The organism is Burkholderia sp. MSMB0856, from assembly GCF_001524645.2.
Classification (GTDB): Bacteria; Pseudomonadota; Gammaproteobacteria; order Burkholderiales; family Burkholderiaceae; genus Burkholderia; species Burkholderia diffusa.
In genome coordinates this window covers 1,798,028-1,819,879 of record NZ_CP013427.1, presented here as the reverse complement: position 1 = coordinate 1,819,879, position 21,852 = coordinate 1,798,028, and the positions used below count along the sequence as shown (strand labels likewise).

Annotated in this window: 17 protein-coding genes and 2 riboswitches; of the genes, 11 read left to right on the top strand and 6 right to left on the bottom strand. The window is 69.5% G+C overall.

All coding sequences use genetic code 11. The features are described 5' to 3' along the window. Window positions 1–33: 33 nt before the first annotated feature. The 4 genes from WS87_RS09765 to WS87_RS09750 all read left to right on the top strand — a co-directional run bounded on the left by WS87_RS09765 (window position 34) and on the right by WS87_RS09750 (window position 5,654). A complete protein-coding gene (locus WS87_RS09765; RefSeq protein ID WP_059818203.1) occupies window positions 34–1,410 on the top strand; it encodes a lysine N(6)-hydroxylase/L-ornithine N(5)-oxygenase family protein in 1,377 nt (458 codons plus the stop codon). A 46-nt stretch (window positions 1,411–1,456) separates the two neighbouring features. Then, window positions 1,457–3,709 (top strand): TonB-dependent siderophore receptor, encoded by a 2,253-nt coding sequence (locus WS87_RS09760; protein ID WP_059818205.1) that lies wholly within the window; start codon window positions 1,457–1,459, stop codon window positions 3,707–3,709. A gap of 86 nt (window positions 3,710–3,795) precedes the next feature. Beyond that, complete coding sequence (locus WS87_RS09755; RefSeq protein WP_059818292.1) at window positions 3,796–4,635, top strand: formyltransferase family protein; 840 nt, start codon at window positions 3,796–3,798, stop codon at window positions 4,633–4,635. Next, window positions 4,635–5,654, top strand: coding sequence for a GNAT family N-acetyltransferase (locus WS87_RS09750; protein WP_059818206.1), 1,020 nt, complete (start codon window positions 4,635–4,637; stop codon window positions 5,652–5,654). The genes WS87_RS09755 and WS87_RS09750 overlap by 1 nt, the downstream gene beginning before the upstream one ends. Window positions 5,655–5,804: 150 nt before the next feature. Here WS87_RS09750 and WS87_RS09745 read toward each other — a convergent pair whose 3' ends face one another. Both WS87_RS09745 and WS87_RS09740 read right to left on the bottom strand, forming a co-directional pair. After that, the gene (locus tag WS87_RS09745; protein ID WP_059818208.1) at window positions 5,805–6,710 is read right to left on the bottom strand and encodes a nucleotidyl transferase AbiEii/AbiGii toxin family protein; all 906 of its coding nucleotides are present in this window, start codon (window positions 6,708–6,710) and stop codon (window positions 5,805–5,807) included. Beyond that, on the bottom strand, window positions 6,679–7,746 hold the full coding sequence (locus WS87_RS09740; RefSeq protein ID WP_059818209.1) for a type IV toxin-antitoxin system AbiEi family antitoxin: 1,068 nt from the start codon (window positions 7,744–7,746) through the stop codon (window positions 6,679–6,681). The genes WS87_RS09745 and WS87_RS09740 overlap by 32 nt, the downstream gene beginning before the upstream one ends. Window positions 7,747–8,113: 367 nt before the next feature. On the opposite strand from WS87_RS09740, the gene WS87_RS09735 reads away from it, so the two are divergent. Further along, the gene (locus WS87_RS09735) at window positions 8,114–9,277 is read left to right on the top strand and encodes a M20 aminoacylase family protein (RefSeq protein ID WP_059818211.1); all 1,164 of its coding nucleotides are present in this window, start codon (window positions 8,114–8,116) and stop codon (window positions 9,275–9,277) included. A 170-nt stretch (window positions 9,278–9,447) separates the two neighbouring features. Beyond that, window positions 9,448–9,987, top strand: coding sequence for an outer membrane protein assembly factor BamE domain-containing protein (gene bamE / locus WS87_RS09730; RefSeq protein WP_059818213.1), 540 nt, complete (start codon window positions 9,448–9,450; stop codon window positions 9,985–9,987). A gap of 33 nt (window positions 9,988–10,020) precedes the next feature. On the opposite strand, the gene WS87_RS09725 is transcribed toward bamE, so the two are convergent. From WS87_RS09725 to cobA, 4 genes are read right to left on the bottom strand one after another with little or no spacing between them, the layout of a single operon-like run. After that, window positions 10,021–11,325: a cobyrinate a,c-diamide synthase gene (locus WS87_RS09725; protein ID WP_059818215.1), complete on the bottom strand. Its 1,305-nt coding sequence runs from the start codon at window positions 11,323–11,325 to the stop codon at window positions 10,021–10,023. Between the two features lie 3 nt (window positions 11,326–11,328). Further along, window positions 11,329–11,931, bottom strand: a complete 603-nt coding sequence (gene cobO / locus WS87_RS09720) for a cob(I)yrinic acid a,c-diamide adenosyltransferase (RefSeq protein WP_059524395.1) — start codon at window positions 11,929–11,931, stop codon at window positions 11,329–11,331. Window positions 11,932–11,965: 34 nt separating this feature from the next. After that, on the bottom strand, window positions 11,966–12,343 hold the full coding sequence (locus WS87_RS09715; RefSeq protein WP_059691724.1) for a cobalamin biosynthesis protein: 378 nt from the start codon (window positions 12,341–12,343) through the stop codon (window positions 11,966–11,968). Further along, the gene (gene cobA / locus WS87_RS09710; RefSeq protein WP_059818293.1) at window positions 12,340–13,089 is read right to left on the bottom strand and encodes a uroporphyrinogen-III C-methyltransferase; all 750 of its coding nucleotides are present in this window, start codon (window positions 13,087–13,089) and stop codon (window positions 12,340–12,342) included. Before cobA ends, WS87_RS09715 begins: the two co-directional genes overlap by 4 nt. 170 nt (window positions 13,090–13,259) lie before the next feature. Beyond that, window positions 13,260–13,496, bottom strand: a riboswitch (cobalamin riboswitch). 124 nt (window positions 13,497–13,620) lie between these two features. Beyond that, window positions 13,621–13,883: riboswitch (cobalamin riboswitch) on the top strand. Window positions 13,884–14,068: 185 nt separating this feature from the next. On the opposite strand from cobA, the gene WS87_RS09705 reads away from it, so the two are divergent. The 5 genes from WS87_RS09705 to WS87_RS09685 all read left to right on the top strand — a co-directional run bounded on the left by WS87_RS09705 (window position 14,069) and on the right by WS87_RS09685 (window position 21,825). After that, entirely contained in the window at window positions 14,069–15,127 is a 1,059-nt protein-coding gene (locus WS87_RS09705; RefSeq protein WP_059524389.1) for a HoxN/HupN/NixA family nickel/cobalt transporter, read from the top strand. Between the two features lie 25 nt (window positions 15,128–15,152). After that, window positions 15,153–16,241 (top strand): cobalamin biosynthesis protein CobW, encoded by a 1,089-nt coding sequence (gene cobW / locus WS87_RS09700; RefSeq protein ID WP_059818217.1) that lies wholly within the window; start codon window positions 15,153–15,155, stop codon window positions 16,239–16,241. A 6-nt stretch (window positions 16,242–16,247) separates the two neighbouring features. Beyond that, window positions 16,248–20,063, top strand: coding sequence for a cobaltochelatase subunit CobN (gene cobN / locus WS87_RS09695; RefSeq protein WP_059818219.1), 3,816 nt, complete (start codon window positions 16,248–16,250; stop codon window positions 20,061–20,063). Next, on the top strand, window positions 20,060–21,148 hold the full coding sequence (locus WS87_RS09690) for an ATP-binding protein (protein WP_059818221.1): 1,089 nt from the start codon (window positions 20,060–20,062) through the stop codon (window positions 21,146–21,148). Before cobN ends, WS87_RS09690 begins: the two co-directional genes overlap by 4 nt. A gap of 68 nt (window positions 21,149–21,216) precedes the next feature. After that, complete coding sequence (locus WS87_RS09685) at window positions 21,217–21,825, top strand: vWA domain-containing protein (protein ID WP_059818223.1); 609 nt, start codon at window positions 21,217–21,219, stop codon at window positions 21,823–21,825. The last annotated feature ends 27 nt before the right edge of the window (window positions 21,826–21,852 follow it).

Here is a 21,852-nt window from a genome sequence, read left to right as displayed (position 1 = left end):
GGGCCGGATTCACCGACAAGGGAGCTGAGAGACATGCAGAGAGAAACCGTATTCGACCTGATCGGCGTCGGCTTCGGGCCGTCGAACCTGGCGCTGGCCGTGCGCCTCGCGGAACGCAACGGCACGCGTCCGTTCGCGCATTGCTTCGTCGAACGCCAGCCGGAATTCGGCTGGCATCGCGGCATGCTGCTCGACGACTGCCGGATGCAGATCTCGTTTCTGAAGGATCTCGTCACGATGCGCGATCCGAAAAGCCGCTACACGTTCATCAACTACCTGTTCGAACGCGGCCGGCTGAACGAATTCGTCAACCTGAAGAACTTCTATCCGACTCGCGTCGAATTCCACGACTACCTGAGCTGGGTCGCCGACGCATTCGACGAGCACGTCCATTACAACGAAACCGTCACGGCGATCGAGCCCGTGCGCGGCGACGGCGCGCGGATCGACGCGCTGCGCGTGCTGTCGCGCGACGCGGCCGGCCGCGAGCGCAAGCGCGTGACGCGTGCGCTGTCGGTCGGCGTCGGCGGCACGCCGGCGGTGCCGGACGCGTTCGCCGCGCTCAGCCGCGATCGCGTGATCCATTCGTCGTCGTACCTGACCGACATCGACCGGCTGGTCGCCGCGCCGGACGGCGAGCGCCGCCGCGTCGCGGTGATCGGCGCGGGGCAGAGCGCGGCCGAGGTGTTCATCGACCTCGCGCGCCGTTTCCCGCACGTCGACGCGAGCCTCGTGATGCGCGCGGGCGCATTGAAACCGGCCGACGACAGCCCGTTCGTCAACGAGATCTTCAGCCCCGAATTCACCGACGTCGTCTATGCGCAGCCGCACGACGCGCGCCGCGCGCTGCTCGAGCGCTATCGCGACACCAACTACGCGGTGGTCGATCGGCCGCTGATCGAGCAGATCTACGAAATGCTGTACCTGCAGCGCATCGACGGCACGCCGCGCCATGCGCTGCTCGCGAACAGCGCGATCGAGGCCGCGGTGCGCGCCGGCGACGGCCGCATCGAGCTGACGCTGCGCGACCGGTTGAACGGCGCGACGCGCGTCGAACGGTTCGACGCGCTCGTGCTCGCGACCGGCTACCGGCGCGATACGCATTCGGCGCTGCTCGAAGGGCTCGCGCCGCATCTGGGCGATGCGCTCACGCGCGGCGACGTCACGCGCGACTACCTGCTCGCGACGCCCGCGCACTTCGCGCCGCGCATCTACCTGCAAGGCTGCTGCGAAGACAGCCACGGCCTGTCCGACACGCTGCTGTCGGTCCTGGCGCGCCGCGCGGACGAGATCTGCGCGTCGCTCGAGGAAGGGATCGCGCCCGCCCATGACGATGGCGCGGCCCGGGCACTGCATGAACAACGACATCAAGACGGGGCGAGCGCGGGCCGCATGGCTTTCGCTCTTTGACAAAGGCGCGGTCGGAGACCGCATCAAAAAAGTGGAGCAGAGAAAGATGGAGTGGGCAACAGGCACGCGTGTGCGTGCGATCGCAGCCGCGGCGAGCGTGGCGTTCGGGATGGCGGCAGGGCACGCATATGCCCAGACGGCGCCAGCCGTGAACGCAGGCGCCGCGGCGTCGGGCGGCAATGCGCAGAACGGTGTGGCGGTCGGCGCATCGGCCGGCGCGCAGAACGGCTCGACGTCCGGCACGCTGCCGGCGATCAACGTCAACGCGGGCTCGGAAGGCGACGGCACGGTCGGGCTCGTCGCGAAGCGCAGCAGGACCGGCACCAAGACCGATACCGCGCTGAACGAGATTCCGCAGACGATCAACGTCGTCACCGCGCAGCAGATCGAGATGACCGGCGCGACCGACGTGAACGCGGCGCTGCGCTACGTGCCGGGCTTCTCGTCGTACGGCTCGGACAACCGCTCCGACTGGTACGCGGCGCTGCGCGGCTTCACGCCGACCGCGTACGTGAACGGCCTGCAGGTGCCGAACACGCTGAACCTGTCGAGCTGGCGCGTCGATCCGTACATGATCGACAGCATCACCGTGCTGCGCGGGCCGACGTCGGTGCTGTACGGCGCCGGCGACCCGGGCGCGATCATCGACGTGCAGACCAAGACGGCCGACGGCGAGCGCGTGCGCGAAGCCGGCGTGCAGTTCGGCAACTACGCGCGCAAGCAGTTCATGATCGACGTCGGCGACAAGCTCGACGCGGACGGCAAGTACGCGTACCGGTTCGTCGGCGTCGCCCGCGACGGCAACGCGCTGACCGGCCCGAACAACGACCAGCGCGTCGCGCTCGCGCCGTCGTTCCGCTGGCGCCCGGACGCGGATACGTCGCTGACGCTGTCCGCCACGTACCTGCAGGACTGGGGCGATATCTCGTCGAACTTCCTGCCGGCGCAAGGCACGGTGCTGCCGAACCCGAACGGGCAGCTCGACAAGGACGTCTACGGCGGCGACCCGAATTTCAACTACTACCGCAAGAAGCAGTGGTCGCTCGGCTACCAGTTCGAGCGGAACCTGAACCCGATGTGGACGTTCCGCCAGAACGTGCGCTGGATGCACCTGTCGCTCGACAACGGCTCGGTGTTCGGCGCGGGCTTCGCCGACGGCAGCCTGACCGACATCAACCGCTGGGCCGGCGTGTTCCAGACGAACTACAGCCGCTTCGACATCGACAACAACCTGCAGGGCCGCTTCGGCACGGGGCCGCTCGAGCACACGCTGCTGCTCGGCTTCCAGTACAACCGGCAGACCGCGACCGACAGCGAATGGCTGGCCGCCGCGCCGACGCTGAACATCTACAACCCGGTCTACACGCCGGTCACGCTGTCCGTGTTCTCGCCGCCGAACACCACGTATCGCACCAACACGTACACGACGATGAACACGTTCGGGCTGTACGTGCAGGACCAGGTCAAGTGGAACCGCTGGACGCTGACGCTCGGCGGCCGCGAGGACTGGGTCAACCAGCGGATGGACGACCGCGCGGGCGGCACGCAGTCGAAGGCCGACGTCACGGCGTTCACCGGCCGCGTGGGCCTCACGTACCAGGGCGACTACGGGCTGTCGCCGTACGTCAGCTACGCGACGTCGTTCAACCCGCTGATCGGCGTGAACCTGTACGGCGGCGGGCTGCCGCAGTCGACGCGCGGCAAGCAGATCGAGGCCGGCCTGCGCTGGCAGCCGCCCGGCAAGAACCTGATGCTGAGCGCGGCGATCTACCAGATCAACCAGACCAACGTGCTCACGGCGACGCCGCTCAATCTCGATCCGTCCGGCACGACCTTGGTCCAGACCGGTGAAGTGCGTTCGCGCGGGATCGAGCTGAACGCGACCGGCAAGCTCACGCGGAACCTGTCGCTGATCGCGTCCTACGTCTACCAGGACGTGAAGAACGTGAAGGCCAACGACGCGTCGCTGAACAACTGGCCGGTCGACATTCCGCGGCCGCGCCAGATGGCGTCGCTGTGGGCGGACTGGACGTGGCACACGGGGCCGCTCACGGGCTTCGGCCTGGGCGGCGGCGTGCGCTACCAGAGTGCGTCGGCCGGTGCGGCGGACAACTCGCTGACGGTATCGAGCTACACGCTGTTCGACGCGGGCGTGCATTACGACACGCGCAACTGGCGCTTTGCCGTGAACGGGACGAACCTGTTCAACCGCCATTACATCAGCGGTTGCCAGTCGACGAGCGTCTGCGTTTTCGGGACCGACCGCACGGTGATCGCCACCGCGAAATACAACTGGTGACGCCGCGCGCCGTGGCGCGCCGGCCGGCCTTCGGGCCGGCGCGGGCGGGCCGCGGCGCCGTCGTCCGCTTTTTTCACGACGCCTCCATGCCGAAGAAAAATCTCGTCTACATCCAGTCGCTGCGCAACGGCGCGGCCGATCGCGCCGGCCAGCCGGTCGCTTACCAGGGCGGCACGCGCTACATGAAGGCGCCGCTCGAATTCCTCGTCGAGCGTCTGAACGACTCGCCGCTCGGCGAACGCTATGCGCTCCAGGGCGTGATCGTCGACGACGACGAAGGCTCGCCGGCCGATCGCGCGAAGGTTGCCGACTACGGCTTCGCACGCACGCCCGGCCGCCCGTGGATCCTGCCCGACGGGCTGACCGTGCAGGGCAGGCCGGTCGACGAACTGTTCTGCACGATTGCGTCGACGTACCGCCGGTTGCCGCGCGATTCGCGCGAGCGCGTGACGGGCAAGCAGGCGTTCGAGCGCCGCCTGCTCGAACGCCTGCTCGAACTCGACGCCGACGTGGTCGTGCTCGACGGGCTGCTCGTGATCCTCGACGAGCTCGTGCGTCCCGGCGCGCGTTTTCATCGTCGCATCGCGAACATCCACCCCGGCATCACGGCCGACGATTCGCCGTACCAGCGGCGCGGCGCGTGGGCGACGCTCGACGCGCTGCACGGCGCGCGCGGCGAACGGGTCGACTGGGCGAGCGGCGCGACCTCGCGCGTCGAACCCGTGACGATGACGGGCGCATCGTTGCACTACGTCGACAACGGCATCGATTCCGGTGAAGTGATCTGCGACGTGCTCGACACGCCGATCGCGCCGGACGACACGATTCTCGAACTGCGCTGGAACAACTTCCAGCGCAGCCTGTTTCCGGCGCTCGAGCGGGGGCTGCATATCCTCGCCGATCGCCACGACGCGGGAGCACTGTGATGGAAGACACGCTGACGAAACCGGCCGACAAGGAAGCGGACGCCGTCGAAGGCGAGGTGGCCGCGGCACTCGACGGCGCCGCGCACGGGCAGGAGTCGCCCGCCGCCGAGCGCACGCTCGACGCGTGGCGGCCCGACGATGCGCCGGCCGCGTTGCTGGCGGAGTTCGTCGCGCTGTTCAACACGGACACGCGGCACGATGCGGCGACGGTGTCGGTGCCGCACGGCGGCGCCGATCCGGCGGCTATCGCGTCGTACGTCGCGCGCGCGGTGCGCGACGGCGTGATCGACGATGCACGGATCGTGGGCGACCGCCTGCGCCTCACCGCATCGCGCGCGACGTTCTGGCAGAACCCTCGGCCCTGGCTGAAGGTGCCCGCGTCGGGCGGGATGCCGCTGCGCTACACGATCACGAACGGCCACCGGCATCCGGTGCGGCCGCCGTCGCCGGCCGGCGAGATCTATGCGCGCCACATGCCGCAGGTCGGGATGACGTTCAGCCTGCGCACCGTCGACATCGATGCGCATGCGCAGTTATTCAGCGACTGGATGAACCTCGATCGCGTCGCGCATTTCTGGGACCAGCGCGGCACGCTCGACGAGCACGCCGCCTATCTCGCGGAGCGGCTCGCCGATCCGCACATGCATCCGATGATCGGCTATTTCGACGATACGCCGTTCGGCTATTTCGAGTTCTACTGGGCGAAGGAGGACCGCCTCGCACCGTTCTACGACGCGCACGACCACGATCGCGGGCTGCATCTGCTGATCGGCGATTCACGCTTCCAGAGCGCGGGCAAGCTGCATGCGTGGTGGAGCGGGGTGCTGCACTACATGTTCGTCGACGAACCGCGCACGCAGCGGCTCGTCGGCGAGCCGCGCGTCGATCACGTGCGGCATATCGCGTACATGCACCGGCTCGGGTTCTACACGCTGAAGGAGTTCGACTTCCCGCACAAGCGCGCGGCGCTCACCGTGATGGAGCGCGATACATTCTTCGACACGTTCCGGTTGCCGTGACGAAGCATGCGGAACGCGTGACGGCGTTTGTCGCGCGGCTGGAACCACGGTCGCGAATTCAGTTGCGGCGCGGGGCCGTCGCTCGGAGACCGGGCGGGCCCGGCGCAGGGCAGTGAATGCGCGATGGCGTTGCGGTCGCGCGGCCGCACGTCACCTCCGGGGAACGGGCGAATTGGTGAGAAAAGCGTTGCGGAACGCGTCGAGATACCGGTCGGCGTCATCGTTGAATTCGCCCGGCAGCAGCGCGAACGCGCGGGCCTGCAGATCCTGCCGGAGCGTCGCGTAGGTCGCTGCGTCGGATAACAGCGCGCGGATCGCATCGTGCGTGTGCGGCGAAGCAATCCGCCTTGCATCGCGCGCCAGCAGCGCGGCCGCGGCCAGCTCGGGCTGGAAACCGTGCTGCTCGAGCAGGTCGGGCGCGACGTCCCAGATACGCTCGCGATTACCCGCGTCGTGAAAATGCGTGAGCAGGAACAGCAGGTCGTACGCGTCGCTGTTCTGGCGTGCGCGCCGGTCCTTCCACGCGAGCAGCTTCAACAGCGCCAGGGCCGGCAGGCTGGCCACCGGCACCGCGATGCCGGCCGCGATCGACACGACCAGCGCCGTATCGACCGCCTCCTGAAAGCCCAGCACGTTCAGCACGAAATCGCCGCCCGGTGGCCACGCGATTTCGCCGGGGGGCGCCTCGAGCGGCCCGAACGGCACGAGATCGAGCTCCGTGCGAAAGCCTTGCGTGCCGCTGTCGAACAGCAGTTTCTGCTGATGCTTCGGCGCGCGTGCGAATTGCTCCGTCGCGACGAGCGCATCGACGAGCCGTTCGTGAAACGGCCAGCTCACCACGCACACGGCGACGTCGACGTCCCGCGTCGCACGCACCGGCCGGATGCCGTGGACATGCCACATCAGGATGTCGCGCGCGGTTGCGCCGGCGACGACGAATGCCGCGTCGAGCTGCGCGCAAGCCGTACGGACCGCCTGCAGCAACGCGACCGCCGCCGGTTCGAGCGGCCGGCGCGCGTCGACTTCAAGCGGGCGGGTGGGCGAGGTATCGGTCATGGATGTGTTCGGCGGCGGCAAGATTGCGGCTGTCTCCGGACGAGACGAGATCCGCGTAGATCAGCAGCGGCGGCACGAGCGGCACGTCCTGCTCGCGCCAGTCGAGCGCCGGCGACGGCGGCCAGAATGCTTCGAGCAGCTCGACGTCGCCGCGCTCGTCCGGGCGCAGGCGCGCCTGGAGCAGCAGGCGGTTCGACACGGCGCCGTGCGTATAGACGGTGACCGCGGCCGGCTTCAGGTCGTGCGTCAGCAGGTCGGCCGCGGGTTCGCCGCCGAGCCGCGCGTCGAATGGCGCGAAATCGAAACCGCGCCACCAGTCGGGCGCGAGCGCGGCAAACCGCCGGCTCGGCAATTTCGCGCGCAGGCGGCTCGGGTACAGCGCGACCCATTCCTGCACGAAGCGCGGCCAGTCGGTAAACGCGCGCGCGCCGTTGCGCCGCTGCGCGATGAGGCCGCGTGCGATCAGATCGTCCATCGCGAGATTGACCGTGCCGAGCGCGACGCCCGACGCGGCGGCGATCGCACGGAGCGGTTGCGCGACGAGGCCCGGCTGCGTCGCGAGCGCGAACATCACGGCGAGCCCCTTGGGCGTCGTCGCGCGCGATGCCTGCCGGCGTGGCGTGCGTGCAGGTTTCGGCCGGCCGGAGATCATCACGATCGCCTCCGGCTGGATCAGGCATGCGTTGCCGGCGGTATCGATGAACGGGATGTCGTGCTCGATCAGGCGGGCGGCCAGGTCGGCCGAAAAATACGGCGCGACCAGCATCAGCGGCCGCTCGGCGGACGTTGGAGGCGCGCGGCGGCGTAACGCGGCGAGCGCGCCGTGCAGCGATTCGACGCCGACGCTCACCGCCACCGGCATCTCGAATGTTTGCCCGGCAATGCCGAAGCGGATCATCGCGTCGGCATGCGCGTTGTATGCGGCCGGCACGCGCACGGGCCGGGCGTCGAAGCGCCGGGTCGCGCGTCCGAACGCGGCACAGGCTTCGTCGAGCACGTGCTGTTCCGATATCGGCAGGATGGCGTTCTTGGGCATCGGGGTGGATCGCCTGTTCACTTTTTCACGAGCGTACACAAAAAATGTACGGCCGTCAAAAAATGAACAAATATCCTCAACCCATTGATGTGACGGAATTATTCCGGAATGACGAACGGCAATCAACACGCCCTCCCACCTGAAAAATCGAGACGGAACACGCAGTGTCGCGAATCCCGACCGCAGGCGGCAGTCGCCCGAATGGCCGGTTTCCTTCCGCCGTACGATCCGTCGCGCATTCGTCGCGCGCCACGACGATCGACAGGCAACTTCTGGTTGCTGCCGTGACGACTTTCTGTCTGTCCGGTTGCCGCTCAACCGACTATCCTTACCTGCACCTTCCCCACGAAACCCAGGAGACGACACCGTGACGCACAGCGTGATCCCCGCAGGCCTCGCCGACGAAATGATCGAGATCCGGCACCGCATTCATGCCCACCCCGAGCTGGGATTCGAGGAATTCGCGACGAGCGACCTCGTCGCCGGGCAGTTGCAGGCGTGGGGCTATACGGTGCATCGCGGGCTCGGCGGCACGGGCGTCGTCGCGCAGCTGAAGGTCGGCAACGGCACGCAGCGCCTCGGCCTGCGCGCCGACATGGACGCGCTGCCGATCCACGAATCGACCGGCCTGCCGTACCAGAGCACGATCCCCGGCAAGATGCACGCGTGCGGCCACGACGGCCACACGGCGATGCTGCTCGCGGCCGCGAAGCACCTGGCGCGCGAGCGCCGCTTTTCCGGCACGCTGAACCTGATTTTCCAGCCGGCCGAGGAAGGGCTCGGCGGCGCGAAGAAAATGCTCGACGACGGGCTGTTCGAGCAGTTTCCGTGCGACGCGATCTTCGCGATGCACAACATGCCGGGCTTCCCGACGGGCAAGTTCGGCTTCCTGCCGGGGCCGTTCATGGCGTCGTCGGATACCGTGATCGTCGACGTGCAGGGGCGCGGCGGCCACGGGGCGGTGCCGCACAGGGCGATCGACCCGGTCGTCGTGTGCGCGCAGATCGTCGTCGCGCTGCAGACGATCGTGTCGCGCAACGTGTCGCCGCTCGACATGGCGATCGTCACGGTGGGCGCGATCCATGCGGGCGAGGCGCCGAACGTGATTCCCGACCGCGCGCAGATGCGCCTGTCCGTGCGCGCGCTGAAACCGGAAGTGCGCGACCTGCTCGAGACGCGCATCAAGGAAGTCGTTCATGCGCAGGCTGCAGTGTTCGGCGCGACCGCGACGATCGACTACCAACGCCGCTACCCGGTGCTCGTCAACGACGCGCAGATGACCGCGTTCGCACGCGGCGTCGCGCGAGAGTGGGTCGGCGAGGCGAACCTGATCGACGGGATGGTGCCGCTCACCGGCAGCGAGGATTTCGCGTTCCTGCTCGAGAAGCGGCCGGGCTGCTACCTGATCATCGGCAACGGCGACGGGGAGGGCGGCTGCATGGTGCACAACCCCGGTTACGACTTCAACGACGCCGCGCTGCCGACCGGCGCATCGTACTGGGTCAAGCTGGCCGAGACGTTCCTGGTGTGAGGCCGCGGCGCATCGACGCGGGCGCCGCCGCCCGGCACGCGCCAACGCGGCCGTGATACCGGGCGCGCGGGATGCGCGCGAATTTGACGCTCCTTGACATCGACGGGACGAGCCGCGTGCTACGCTGCGCGCGACGCCGGATCGGCTCGATGAATACAGGTGTGGATGACATGCGAAAACAGTTTCTGACCGTGCTGACGGCCTGCGCGGTCGGCGTTCTGGTGGCCGGTTGCGACGACCAGAAGGTGGCTGACGCGGTGAATGCGATCAAGCCCGATCCGATGGCGTTCGGCAATCTGCAGCCGGGCGTCTCGACGACCGAGGACGTGCTGCGCCAGGCCGGCAAGCCCGAGATGGTGAGGCAGGGCGAGGACGGCTCGCAGCGCTTCGAGTATCCGCGCGGCCCGTACGGCACGAGCACGTACATGCTCGATTTCGGGCCGGACGGCCGGCTCGTGTCGATCACGCAGGCCCTGACGGCGGCAAACATCGCGAAGGTCGTGCCTGGAATGTCGAAGGACGACGTACGGCAACTGCTCGGCAAGCCGACCGAGGTCGCGCAATACGCATTGAGTCATGAAGAAGTGTGGAGTTGGCACTGGGCCGAGGGCGGCGTATCGGGCGACGCGATGTTCAACGCGCATTTCTCGCCCGACGGCACCGTGATCCGGACTTCACGCTCGGAAGCACCGGGCCGCGAAAAGCACTGACATCGCGACCTCGCGGTGTCCCGCAGTTTTTCGTCAGAATGCCGTGCCGCCGAACAGCGCGGCCGCCAGCTCCGGATTCGACGGCCAGTACATATGCATGTACGTCGCGACGATCGGGCCCGCGCGATAAACGGCTTCGCCGCTGCCGGGCGCGCCGTCGGGCCGCGCGGCGATCGCCAGCGGCGCCAGCGGCGTATCGAGCCGCGAATAATGAAACGTATGACCGCGCATCGGTCCCGTGCGCGTGTCCAGCTGCTGCATCCCGAGCGCCGCGAACCGGCGCTGCATCGTCGCATGGCCCGACAGCAGCCCGAGCATCGGCGTCGTCGCGCCGTCCACGTCGGTCAGCGATTCGCACAGATACACCATTCCCCCGCATTCCGCGACGATCGGCCGGCCGGCCGCCGCGTGCGCGCGAATCGTCCGCGCGGTCACGGCATTCGCCGCAAGCGTCGCCGCATGCAGTTCCGGATAGCCGCCCGGCAGGAACAGCGCATCGCAATCGTCGGGCACGGGTTCGTCGGCCAGCGGCGAAAAGAACCGAAGCTGCGCGCCGAGCGCATCGAGCAGCGCCAGATTCGCCGGATAAATGAACGAGAACGCCGCATCGCGCGCGATCGCGATCCGCGTGCCGGCGAGCGCACGCGGCAGCGGGGCGCGGACATCCGGCGCCGCGAACGAAACGGCGGGCGGCAATTCGGCGAGCGCCGTCTGCGCGAGCACGTCGGCCGCGCGCTCGAGCCGCGCATCGAGGTCGTCGATGTCGGCGGGCTGGTGCAGGCCGAGATGCCGCTCCGGTAGCGCGATGCCCGCATCGGCCGGCACGTGGCCGAGCCAGCGCAAGTCGTCGGGTAACGCCTGCCGCAGCAATTCCGCGTGCCGCGGCGACCCGACGCGGTTCGCCAGCACACCGTGAAACGGCACCTCGGGGCGGAACCGCGCGAGCCCGAATGCGATTGCCGCGAACGTCTGCGCCATCGACTTCGCGGCAATCACCGCGACGACCGGCACGCCGAACGCGACCGCGAGATCGGCGCTGCTCGGCGTGCCGTCGAACAATCCCATCACGCCTTCGATCAGGATCAGGTCCGCGTCGCGTGTGGCATCGGCGAGCAGCGCACGGCAGCCGGCTTCCCCGACCATGCCGAGGTCGAGCGCATGCACGGGGGCGCCGCTCGCGCGTTCGAGCAACATCGGATCGAGAAAATCCGGCCCGGTCTTGAACACGCGCACGCGCCGGCCGAGCCGCCGGTGCAGCCGCGCGAGGCCGGCCGTCACCGACGTCTTGCCCTGGCCGGACGCGGGCGCGCTGACGAACAGCGCGGGGCAGGCCGGCATCGCTCAGAACTCCACGCCGGGCTGCGCCTTCACGCCTTGCTCCTTGTACGGATGCTTGACGAGCCGCATTTCGGTGACGAGGTCGGCCGCATCGATCAGGGCATCGGGCGCATGCCGGCCCGTGACGACGACGTGCACCGAATCCGGCCGCCCGACGAGCGTCGCGAGCACTTCGTCGAGCGGCAGATATTCGTACTTCAGAACGGTGTTCAGCTCGTCGAGGATCACCATCCGGTACTCGCCGCTTTCGATCATCCTGCGCGCCTCGTCCCAGCCCTTGCGGGCGGTCGCGATGTCGGCGTCGCGATTCTGCGTGTTCCACGTATAGCCGTCGCCCATCGTCACGAAGTCGCATTGCGCGACCGCGCCGAGGAAATCGCGCTCGGACGTGTGCAGCGCGCCCTTGATGAACTGCACGACGCCGAGCCGCATGCCGTGGCCGAGCACGCGCACGGCCATGCCGAACGCGGCCGTGCTCTTGCCCTTGCCGTTGCCGGTGTTGACGATCAGCAGGCCCTTTTCCTGAGTGGCGGCAGCCTGCTTCTTTTCATGGCCGGCGCGGCGGCGTTCGGTCATCCGCTGATGGGATTCGGCATCGGTCTTCATCGGGAATCGTCCTGTCGAAAGCGAAACAAAGGGTTCAGAGCGGGCCGGCGAGCGCGACCGTCACGCCGCCCAGGATGGATTTGGGGCCGAGCAGCCGGCCCCGCGGTGCCGCGAGCCGCGCGCACGGCTCGGCCACGCCCGCGACGCCGAAACGCGCGAGCGCGGCCGCCGACGGGCCGCTCAATGGCGGTTCGGGGCACTGCGCGAGTTGCGCCGCGTCGAACGCGACGAGCGGCCAGCCGCGGCGTGCGCACAGCATGCGCAGCGGCCGGGCGCGCGCCTTGTCGGCGAGCGTCGCGACGACGGCCGGCTCGGCATCAGGGTAGTGCTTCAGCGCCGCGCGAATCGCGGCATCGAGTTGCGCGGCCGTCACGTCCGCGCGAAACCCGACGCCGAGCGCGACGCGCATCATGCGCGGCCGCCGAGCGCCGCGCGCACGGCCGGATCGCCGGCAAGCGCGGCGACGCGGCCGATCACGACGATCGCGGGCGAACCGATACCGGTCGCGCCCACGCGTTCGACGATGGTGTCGAGCGTCGCGAGCACGTGCCGCTGCCCGTCGCGCGTCGCGTTCTCGATCGCCGCGCACGGCATGTCGCCGGGCACGCCGCCGTCGCGCAGCGCGGCCACGATCGCGTCGAGCCGGCGTATGCCCATGTAGATCACGATCGTCATGCGCGTCGCGGCCAGCGCGCGCCAGTCGGGTTCGTCGGCACCCGCGCCGTGGCCCGTGACGAAGATCACGCCCTGCGCGTCGCCGCGATGCGTGACCGGAATGCCGAGCGCGGCCGGAGCCGCGATACCGGCCGTGATGCCGTTCACGACCTCGACCGGGAAACCCGCCGCGCCGAGCGCGAGCAGCTCCTCGCCGCCGCGGCCGAACACGAACGGATCGCCGCCCTTGAGCCGCGCGACGCTGCGGCCCGCACGCAGGTGTGCGAGCATCGCGGCGACGATCGCCTCCTGCGGCGTCGATGCATGGCCGCCGCGCTTGCCGACGTGCTCGATGCGCGCGTCGGCGCGCGCATGGCGCAATACGTCGGGGTTCACGAGGTCGTCGACGAGCAGCACGTCGGCCGCGGCGATCGCGCGCACGGCCTTCAGCGTCAGCAGATCGGCGTCGCCGGGGCCGGCGCCGACGAGCCAGGCGCGGCTCATCGGACGCGGCACGGCGCACACCGTGTCGTGGCAGTGGAAAGGGGACGGCGAGCGGCACATCGGCGGCCGGCGGACAGGCAAGGCATGATGGATCGGGCGATGCCCGCGCGAACGCGGGCGGGAAGCGCACCCCATCCGTCCCCCGCGGATCGGGCGTTCGGCGAGCAGCGGGCTCGCCCCTTGCGTCGGCCGGTATCCGGGCTGGCCGCTTGCCAGGCCGCAGCCTTCCCGCCCGCTGAAGGGCAGTGGCATCGCGGGCGGCCTGGGCGCGTGCGGGGGGAACCGCGGCGCGCGGGCGGCGTACCGTTGCGGGGACAGCACAGGCCGGGCGGACTTCCGCCTCCTGTTTCCCGTTTAACTGCGTGCGCGGAATGCGCATGCGAGCACCGAACGCGGCGCATACGATAGCACAGCGATCGGCCCGCGCGAACCCGCCCCGCGGGCGCCGCGAGCGCCCCCGGCGCGATGCCGCGGCCGTGCCAACCGCGCCGCGTCGGCCCGTTCCGCCTTGACGCTCCCCGCACCGCCGCCTACACTCGCACGCGTTTTGGTGCTCGCGCGCGCTCCTCCGGCGCGCGCAGTTAAACGGGAAACAGGGAGCCTGGCTGCACCGCAGTCGAGCCAACCTGTGCTGCCCCCGCAACGGTAAGCGAACGCATCGCGCCCAGCGCGATGCAGCGCCGCTTCGCCGCATGCCTGCCGCATGCGGACGACCGCCACTGGATGCCGCGCATCCGGGAAGGCGAAGCGGCGTGTTCGTCAGCCCGGATACCGGCCAGAACGTGGGGTTCAGCGCCGCGGGGAGGCGGCGCATCGTCCACGGCCGCAGCACGCCCGACGCCCGAACGCTGCCCGCTTCCTTTGCCGACCCGTCAGCCGCATCGCGCGCGGGCCGGGGCGAAGAACGGCCAGCGGCGCGGGCCGGGCCGACGACGGCCGTGTTGGCATTCATCATGTCGACCGTTCGCAAAGGAGCATCATGCTCGACTCGTTCTTCCGTCTGTTCAACGACAGCTCATCCGGGCTGCGCGGCAAAATCGTCGCGATCTATTCATTGCTCGTCGCCTTCAACGTCGGCGCGTGGATCTGGGCCTTCGTCGCGTTTCGCGACCAGCCCGTGCTGCTGGGCACCGCGCTGCTCGCCTACGTGTTCGGATTGCGCCACGCGGTCGACGCCGACCATATCGCCGCGATCGACAACGTCACGCGCAAGCTGATGCAGGAGGGCCGCAGCCCGCTCGGCGCGGGCCTGTTCTTCTCGCTCGGCCATTCGACGGTGGTGATCGTGATGTCGGTCGCGGTCGCGCTGACCGCGGCGTCGCTCGCGCGTTTCGAGAGCATGAAGACCTGGGGCGGCGTGATCAGCACGAGCGTGTCGGCGTTCTTCCTGCTGGTGCTCGCGGCCGCCAACCTGCTGATCCTGATCTCCGTCTACCGGACGTTTCGCGCGGCCCGCCGCGGCGAGGCGATCGTCGACGCCGACCTCGACATGCTGATGAACCAGCGCGGCGTGCTGGCCCGCCTGTTCCGGCCGCTGTTCCGCCTCGTGTCGCGCAGCTGGCACCTGTATCCGGTCGGCTTCCTGTTCGGCTTCGGCTTCGACACCGCGACCGAAATCGCGCTGTTCGGCATTTCGGCCACGCAGGTGCAGGGCGGCCTGTCGTTCTGGTCGGTGATGGTGCTGCCGGTGCTGTTCACCGCGGGCATGACGCTCGTCGACACGACCGACGGCATCCTGATGATGGGCGCGTACCGCTGGGCGTACGTGCGGCCGATCCGCAAGATCTACTACAACATGACGATCACGTTCGTGTCGGTGCTGGTCGCCGCGCTGATCGGCGGCATCGAGGTGCTCGCGCTGCTCGCGGATAAACTGTCGCTGCAGGGGCCCGTGTGGAATTTCTCGACGATGGTCGCATCGCATTTCGGGATGCTCGGCTACGTCGTGATCGGCCTGTTCCTCGCGTGCTGGATCGTGTCGGCCGCGATCTACCGCCTCAAACGCTACGACGAGATCGACGTGACGCTCTCGGCCTGACTCCCTTTTCGACACAGGATCCACCATGACCTTACGCAAGCTTCCCGTCACGATCGTCACGGGCTTTCTCGGCAGCGGCAAGACCACGCTGATGCGCCACATCCTGCAGCACGCCGAAGGCCGCCGTATCGCGGTGATCGTCAACGAATTCGGCGAGCTCGGCATCGACGGCGAAATCCTCAAGGGCTGTGGCATCGGCTGCGAGGACGCGGACGGCGCGCAGGGCGAAGCGTCGGGCCAGCTGTACGAACTCGCGAACGGCTGCCTGTGCTGCACCGTGCAGGAGGAGTTCTATCCGGTGATGGAAGCGCTCGTCGAGCGCCGCGCCGACATCGATCACGTCCTGATCGAGACGTCGGGCCTCGCGCTGCCGAAGCCGCTCGTGCAGGCCTTCAACTGGCCGACGATCCGGAACAGCTTCACGGTCGACGCGGTCGTGACCGTCGTCGACGGTCCGGCCGCCGCGAGCGGCCAGTTCGCCGAGAACCCGCAGGCCGTCGACGCGCAGCGCCGCGCCGATCCGAACCTCGACCACGAATCGCCGCTGCACGAACTGTTCGCCGATCAGCTGTCGTCCGCCGACCTCGTGATCGTGAACAAGGCCGACCTCGTCGCCGACGCGCGGTTCGCCGAGGTCGAAGCCGCGATCCGCGAGGAAATCGCGCCGCAGGTGAAGATCGTGCGCGCGACGCGCGGCGAACTGGACGTCGCGATGCTGCTCGGGCTCGAATCGGCGTCGGAGGAAACCATCCACCTGCGGCACGACCATCACGGCTCGGCCGACGACGGCGATCACGACCACCATCACGACGATTTCGATTCGGTGGTGGTGTCGGGCGATGCGGGCACGCGCGAGGCGACGATCGCCGCGCTGCAGCGTGTCGTCGAGACGCATACGATCTACCGCGCGAAAGGCTTCGCCGCGCTGCCCGATGCGCCGATGCGGCTCGTGATCCAGGGCGTCGGCCGCCGCTTCGACAGCTACTTCGACCGTCGCTGGCAGGACGGCGAAACGCGTGCGAGCCGCTTCGTGCTGATCGGCGAGGATCTCGACGCGGCCGCGCTGCAGCGCGCGTTCGACGCCGCGTGCGCGGCCGACCTGCAACAGGCGTAACGCGCGATGCATCTGCTGCGCACCACGCCGGGCGGCTTCGTCGACGATACGCAGGGCGTCGTCCGGATCGACCAGCAGCCGGCCGACATCGTGATCCTGAGCTCGGCCGACACGACACTGTCGCTGCTGGCCAGCGTCGTGCCGAAACTGCCTGCCGGCTTTCCGAGCGTGCGGCTCGCGAACGTCACGTTCCTGCGTCAGCCGGCGTCGGTCGATTTCTACGTCGACGACGTGCTGCGTCACGCGAAGACGGTCGTGATCGATCATCTGGGCGGCGAAGCATACTGGCCGTACGGGATCGAGCAGGCCGTGTCGCTCGCGTCGAAACGCAAGCAGCAGCTCGCGATGTTCTCGGGCGACCTGCAGGAAGACCCGAACCTCGTCGCGAAGAGCACGGTCGCGCCCGACCTGTGCCGGATGTGGTGGCGCTATCTGCGCGAAGGCGGCATGCACAACGCCGAAGCGTTGCTGCGCAGCATCGCGTTCCATACGCTCGGTTTCGGTGACGAACCCGAGCTGCCGCGCCCGCTGCCGGCCGCCGCGCTATATCACCCGGCGCGCGACCCGGCGAGCGTCGACGACTGGCGTGCGCGCTGGACGCCCGGCGCGCCCGTCGCCGCGATCCTGTTCTATCGCGCGCACTGGCAGGCCGCGAACACCGCCGTGTTCGACGCGCTGGCCGATGCGCTCGTGCGCGAGGAGCTCAATCCGCTGCCGATCGCGGTCACGTCGTTGAAGGATGCGGTGAGCCGCGAGGTCATCGCGCAGCTGTGCGACACGCATGGCGTCGCGCTCGTGCTGAACACCACCGCCTTCGCGGCCGGCGCGATCGACAGCCCCGAGCCCGACGTGCTCGCCGGCGATGCGCCGGTGCTGCAGGTGATCCTGTCCGGCGGCAACCGCGACGCGTGGGTGGCCGACAACCAGGGGCTGCATGCGCGCGACATCGCGATGCACATCGCGTTGCCCGAGGTCGACGGGCGCATCGTCACGCGCGCGGTGAGCTTCAAGGGGCTGGCGTATCGTTGTCCGCACACCGAAGTCGACGTCGTGCGCTACCAGCCGGACGCCGAACGCGTCGCGTTCGTCGCGGCGCTCGCGCGGGGCTGGTGCCGGCTGCGCACGCTCGACAACGCCGACAAGCGCATCGCGCTGATCCTCGCGAACTATCCGCAAAGCGAAGGGCGGATCGGCAACGGCGTGGGGCTCGACACGCCGGCGTCCGCACTGCGCGTGCTGGCGGCGCTGCGCGATGCGGGCTATGCCGTGGCCGACCTGCCGGCCGATGGCGACGCGCTGATCGCGCGACTCACCGAAGGCGTGACCAACGACCCGGCCGTGCGCGCCTTGCGCCCCGCGTTCCAGAGCTTCGCGCTGGCCGATTACGTCGCGCATTTCGCGCGGCTGCCGGCCGCGGTGCGCGACGCGCTGAACGCGCGCTGGGGCCTGCCCGAAGCGGACCCGACGCTGCGTCAGGGGCGCTTCACGATCGCCGGCTGGCGCGCAGGCAACGTGTTCGTCGGCATCCAGCCGTCGCGCTCGCGCGGCGAGAACGACTATGCGAGCTACCACGATGCGGATCTCGTGCCGCCGCACGCGTATCTCGCGTTCTATTTCTGGCTGCGCGATGCGTTCGGCATCGACGCGGTCATCCACCTCGGCAAGCACGGCAACCTCGAATGGCTGCCGGGCAAGAGCGTCGCGCTGTCCGACGCGTGCTGGCCCGACCTGACGCTCGGGCCGCTGCCGCATCTGTATCCGTTCATCGTCAACGATCCGGGCGAGGGCAGCCAGGCGAAGCGCCGCGCGCAGGCGGTGATCGTCGATCACCTGATGCCGCCGCTCACGCGCGCGGAAAACTACGGCCCGCTGCAGGATCTCGAACGGCAGGTCGATGAATACTACGAAGCGCTGATGGTCGATGCGCGGCGCGCGAAGCTGCTGCGCAAGACGATTCTCGCGACGATCGCCGAACACCGTCTGCACGACGAACTGAGCGTGTCGCCGCCGCGCGATGCGGGCGACGAGGATGCGCTGCTGACGCGCGTCGACGCGTGGCTGTGCGAATTGAAGGAAGCGCAGATTCGCGACGGGCTGCACGTGTTCGGCGTGTCGCCCGCCGACCGTCAGCGACGCGACACGCTGCTCGCGCTCGCGCGTTTTCCGGTCGGCGACGGCAAGGGCGAACGCGCGGGGCTGATCGGCGCGCTCGCGCGCGATCTCGCGCTCGGCGACGATTTCGATCCGCTCGCGGCCGACTGGGCCGCGCCGTGGACGGGCCCGCGGCCGGCCGTTCTGCAAGCGCTCGACGCGTCGCCGTGGCGCCATGCCGGCGACACGCGCGAGCGGCTCGAACGGCTCGCGCAGCATTGGCTCGACGGGCTGTGCGCGGCTGTTTCCGGCGAGACCGGCGCGGATGCCGCCCCCACGCCGCCCGGCGACTGGCCGAGCACGCTCGCCGTGCTCGAACGCGTGCGCTCGACGCTGCTGCCCGCCCTCGACGCATGCGGCGGCGAGGAACTGCGCCAGCTGCTGCGCGGGCTCGACGGCCGCTTCGTGCCGCCGGGGCCGAGCGGCTCGCCGTCGCGCGGCCGGCCCGACGTGCTGCCGACGGGCCGCAACTTCTATTCGGTCGATACGCGCGCCGTGCCGACGCAGGCCGCGTGGTCGCTCGGGCTGAAGTCCGCGCAGCAGTTGATCGAACGCCATCTGCAGGACCACGGCGACTATCCGCGCGCGATCGGCCTGTCGGTCTGGGGGACGGCCACGATGCGCACCGGCGGAGACGACATCGCGCAGGCGTTCGCGCTCCTTGGCGTGCGGCCGAAATGGGCGCACGGTAGCCATCGCGTGACCGACTTCGAGATCCTGCCGATCGAGATCTTCGACCGGCCGCGCATCGACGTGACGTTGCGCGTGTCGGGTTTCTTCCGCGACGCGTTCCCGAACCTGATGCACCTGTTCGACGCGGCCGTGCAGGCCGTTGCCGCGCTCGACGAGCCCGAGGCACTGAACCCGATCCGCGCGCGCGTCGAGCGCGAACGTGCGAAATGGATCGAGCAGGGCGTGGCGCCGGACGAAGCGCGGCGGCGTGCCGGCTGGCGCGTGTTCGGCGCGCGGCCGGGCAGCTACGGCGCGGGCCTGCAGGATCTGATCGACCAGCGCCGCTGGCAGACCGATGCCGATCTCGCCCATGCGTACCGCCAGTGGGGTGGCCATGCATACGCGCTGAACAGCGCCGGCGACGCCGCGCCGGACGTGTTCGGCGAACGGCTCGCGACGATCGACGTCGTCGTGCAGAACCAGGACAGCCGCGAACACGACATCCTCGATTCGAACGACTACTACCAGTTCCAGGGCGGGATGACGGCAGCCGTGCGGCACCTGTCCGGGCAGCAGCCGAGCATCTACCACGGCGACCATGCGAACCCGGTCGCGCCGAAGATGCGCACGCTGCGCGAGGAAATCGCGCGCGTGATCCGCTCGCGCGTCGTCAATCCGAAATGGCTCGACGGCGTGAAGCGCCACGGCTACAAGGGCGCGGCCGAAATGGCCGCGACCGTCGATTACCTGTACGGCTATGACGCGACCGCGCGCGTGCTGTCGGACCACCAGTACGCGCTCGTCGCCGACGCGTACCTGTTTGACGACGCCACCCGCGCGTTCCTCGAACGCCACAACCCGAAGGCGCTGCACGGCATCTGCGAACGCTTCGTCGAAGCGATGCAGCGCGGGCTGTGGCAGGAGCCGGGCGATTATCGCGAGCGGATCGAAGCGGTCTGGCTCGACAGCGAACAATGTCAGGAAGGAGGACGGCGATGACCGATTCGACGACGCATCGCGCCCGCGCGGTATTTCCGTTCGCGGCGCTGGTCGCGCAGCAACCGCTGCAGCAGGCGCTGCTGCTCGCGGCGATCGACCCGTCGCTCGGCGGCGTGCTCGTCAGCGGGCCGCGCGGCACCGCGAAATCGACCGCCGCACGCGCGCTCGCCGAACTGCTGCCCGAAGGGGCATTCGTCACGCTGCCGCTGTCGGCGAGCGACGAACAGGTCACGGGCACGCTCGATCTCGCCCATGCGCTCGCCGAAAACGGCGTGCGCTTCCGGCCGGGCCTGCTCGCGCGCGCGCATCGCGGCGTGCTGTACGTCGACGAGGTGAACCTGCTCGCCGACGGGCTCGTCGATACGCTGCTCGACGTCGCCGCGAGCGGCGTGAACGTGGTCGAGCGCGATGGCGTGTCGCATGCGCACGACGCGCGCTTCGTGCTGGTCGGCACGATGAATCCCGAAGAAGGCGAACTGCGCCCGCAACTGCTCGACCGCTTCGGGCTGATGGTCGAGCTCGAGAACTGCTTCGATGCCGCGCAGCGCGAGCAGATCGTGAAGGCGCGCCTCGCGTTCGATCTCGACCCGGACGCGTTTCGCGCACGTCACGCGGCCGCGCAGCGCGAACTCGGCGACCGGATCCGCGCGGCGCGGGCACGGTTGCCGGCGCTGGATTTCGGCGACGCGGTGCATGCACGCGTCAGCGCACTGTGCATCGACGCGGCCGTCGACGGCCTGCGCGCCGACCTCGTGATGCTGCGCGCCGCGCGCGCGCTCGCGGCGCTGGAGCAGGCCGGCGCGGTGACGGTGTCGCACGTCGAACGCGTAGCCGACTCGGTGCTGCGGCATCGGCGCCATGCGGGTACGCCGCCGTCATCGGGCGCGACGCAGTCGAATGCGGAGGGCGGCGGCGACCGCGACGACCGTCCGCCGCCGGACACGCACCGGCAGCCCGACCATCCACCGGGCGCGGCACGAAACGACGCGACCGCATCGCAAGGCGACTGGGGCTACCTGCCGCCCGAGCCGGCCGGACTGCGTGACGTGAAGAGCGTGGTGCCGCTGCCGCTAAAAAAACGCTGAGCCATCGAGCCGACGCCGCCGCGAACGCCGTTCGCGGTCCTCGATGGCAACCAGGCGCTGTCGCGCGTGTGCCGGGTACGGTGCGTGCCGGCACGGCCGTTGCATGGCCGGCGACGCTCGCCGCGAAGCGCGGCGGCCCGCTGCACGCCGGCCATCTGCGTTTCCGCAAGCGGGCCGGCACACCGCGCGCGCTCCATTGCTTCGTGCTCGACTGTTCGGCGTCGATGCTGGCGCACGATCGGCTCGCGCTCGCGAAAGGCCTGATCGTCGCGTACTTCGATCAGGCCGCGCGCGATCGCGTGGAAACCGCGCTGATCTGCTTCGGCGGCGACGGCGCCGCGCGGCGCTTCGGCCCGGCCGTGCCGCGCTGGTGGAATGCGCGCTGGCTCGAACCGGTGGACGGTGGCGGCGGCACGCCGCTTGCCGACGGCATCGCGGCCGCCGCGCAATTGCTCGCGGGCGCCGCACGACGTACGCCGGACGAACAGCGCTGGCTATGGGTGCTGTCCGACGGCCGCACGCGCGAAACGCCGCCGAGACCGGCGGCCGCCGATCACGTCGTGTTCGTCGACTTCGACGATGCGGCCGTGCGAATCGGGCAGGGCAGGCGGCTCGCCGATGCCTGGGGCGCGCAATGGATGACGGCCGCGTCGCTGTGCGCCGGGCCGGCCGGCTGATCGCGTGGGCGGCCGTGCGTGGCGACG

Bases quoted from the DNA above. Each gene is read 5' to 3' on its own strand.
- WS87_RS09760 (WP_059818205.1), top strand. From the start codon at position 1,457: ATGGAGTGGGCAACAGGCACGCGTGTGCGTGCGATCGCAGCCGCGGCG.
- WS87_RS09745 (WP_059818208.1), bottom strand. From the start codon at position 6,710: ATGACCGATACCTCGCCCACCCGCCCGCTTGAAGTCGACGCGCGCCGG.
- WS87_RS09765 (WP_059818203.1), top strand. From the start codon at position 34: ATGCAGAGAGAAACCGTATTCGACCTGATCGGCGTCGGCTTCGGGCCG.
- cobO (WP_059524395.1), bottom strand. From the start codon at position 11,931: ATGAAGACCGATGCCGAATCCCATCAGCGGATGACCGAACGCCGCCGC.
- cobW (WP_059818217.1), top strand. From the start codon at position 15,153: ATGACCTTACGCAAGCTTCCCGTCACGATCGTCACGGGCTTTCTCGGC.
- WS87_RS09715 (WP_059691724.1), bottom strand. From the start codon at position 12,343: ATGATGCGCGTCGCGCTCGGCGTCGGGTTTCGCGCGGACGTGACGGCC.
- cobA (WP_059818293.1), bottom strand. From the start codon at position 13,089: ATGAGCCGCGCCTGGCTCGTCGGCGCCGGCCCCGGCGACGCCGATCTG.
- WS87_RS09690 (WP_059818221.1), top strand. From the start codon at position 20,060: ATGACCGATTCGACGACGCATCGCGCCCGCGCGGTATTTCCGTTCGCG.
- WS87_RS09705 (WP_059524389.1), top strand. From the start codon at position 14,069: ATGCTCGACTCGTTCTTCCGTCTGTTCAACGACAGCTCATCCGGGCTG.
- WS87_RS09750 (WP_059818206.1), top strand. From the start codon at position 4,635: ATGGAAGACACGCTGACGAAACCGGCCGACAAGGAAGCGGACGCCGTC.
- cobN (WP_059818219.1), top strand. From the start codon at position 16,248: ATGCATCTGCTGCGCACCACGCCGGGCGGCTTCGTCGACGATACGCAG.
- WS87_RS09740 (WP_059818209.1), bottom strand. From the start codon at position 7,746: ATGCCCAAGAACGCCATCCTGCCGATATCGGAACAGCACGTGCTCGAC.
- WS87_RS09725 (WP_059818215.1), bottom strand. From the start codon at position 11,325: ATGCCGGCCTGCCCCGCGCTGTTCGTCAGCGCGCCCGCGTCCGGCCAG.
- WS87_RS09755 (WP_059818292.1), top strand. From the start codon at position 3,796: ATGCCGAAGAAAAATCTCGTCTACATCCAGTCGCTGCGCAACGGCGCG.
- bamE (WP_059818213.1), top strand. From the start codon at position 9,448: ATGCGAAAACAGTTTCTGACCGTGCTGACGGCCTGCGCGGTCGGCGTT.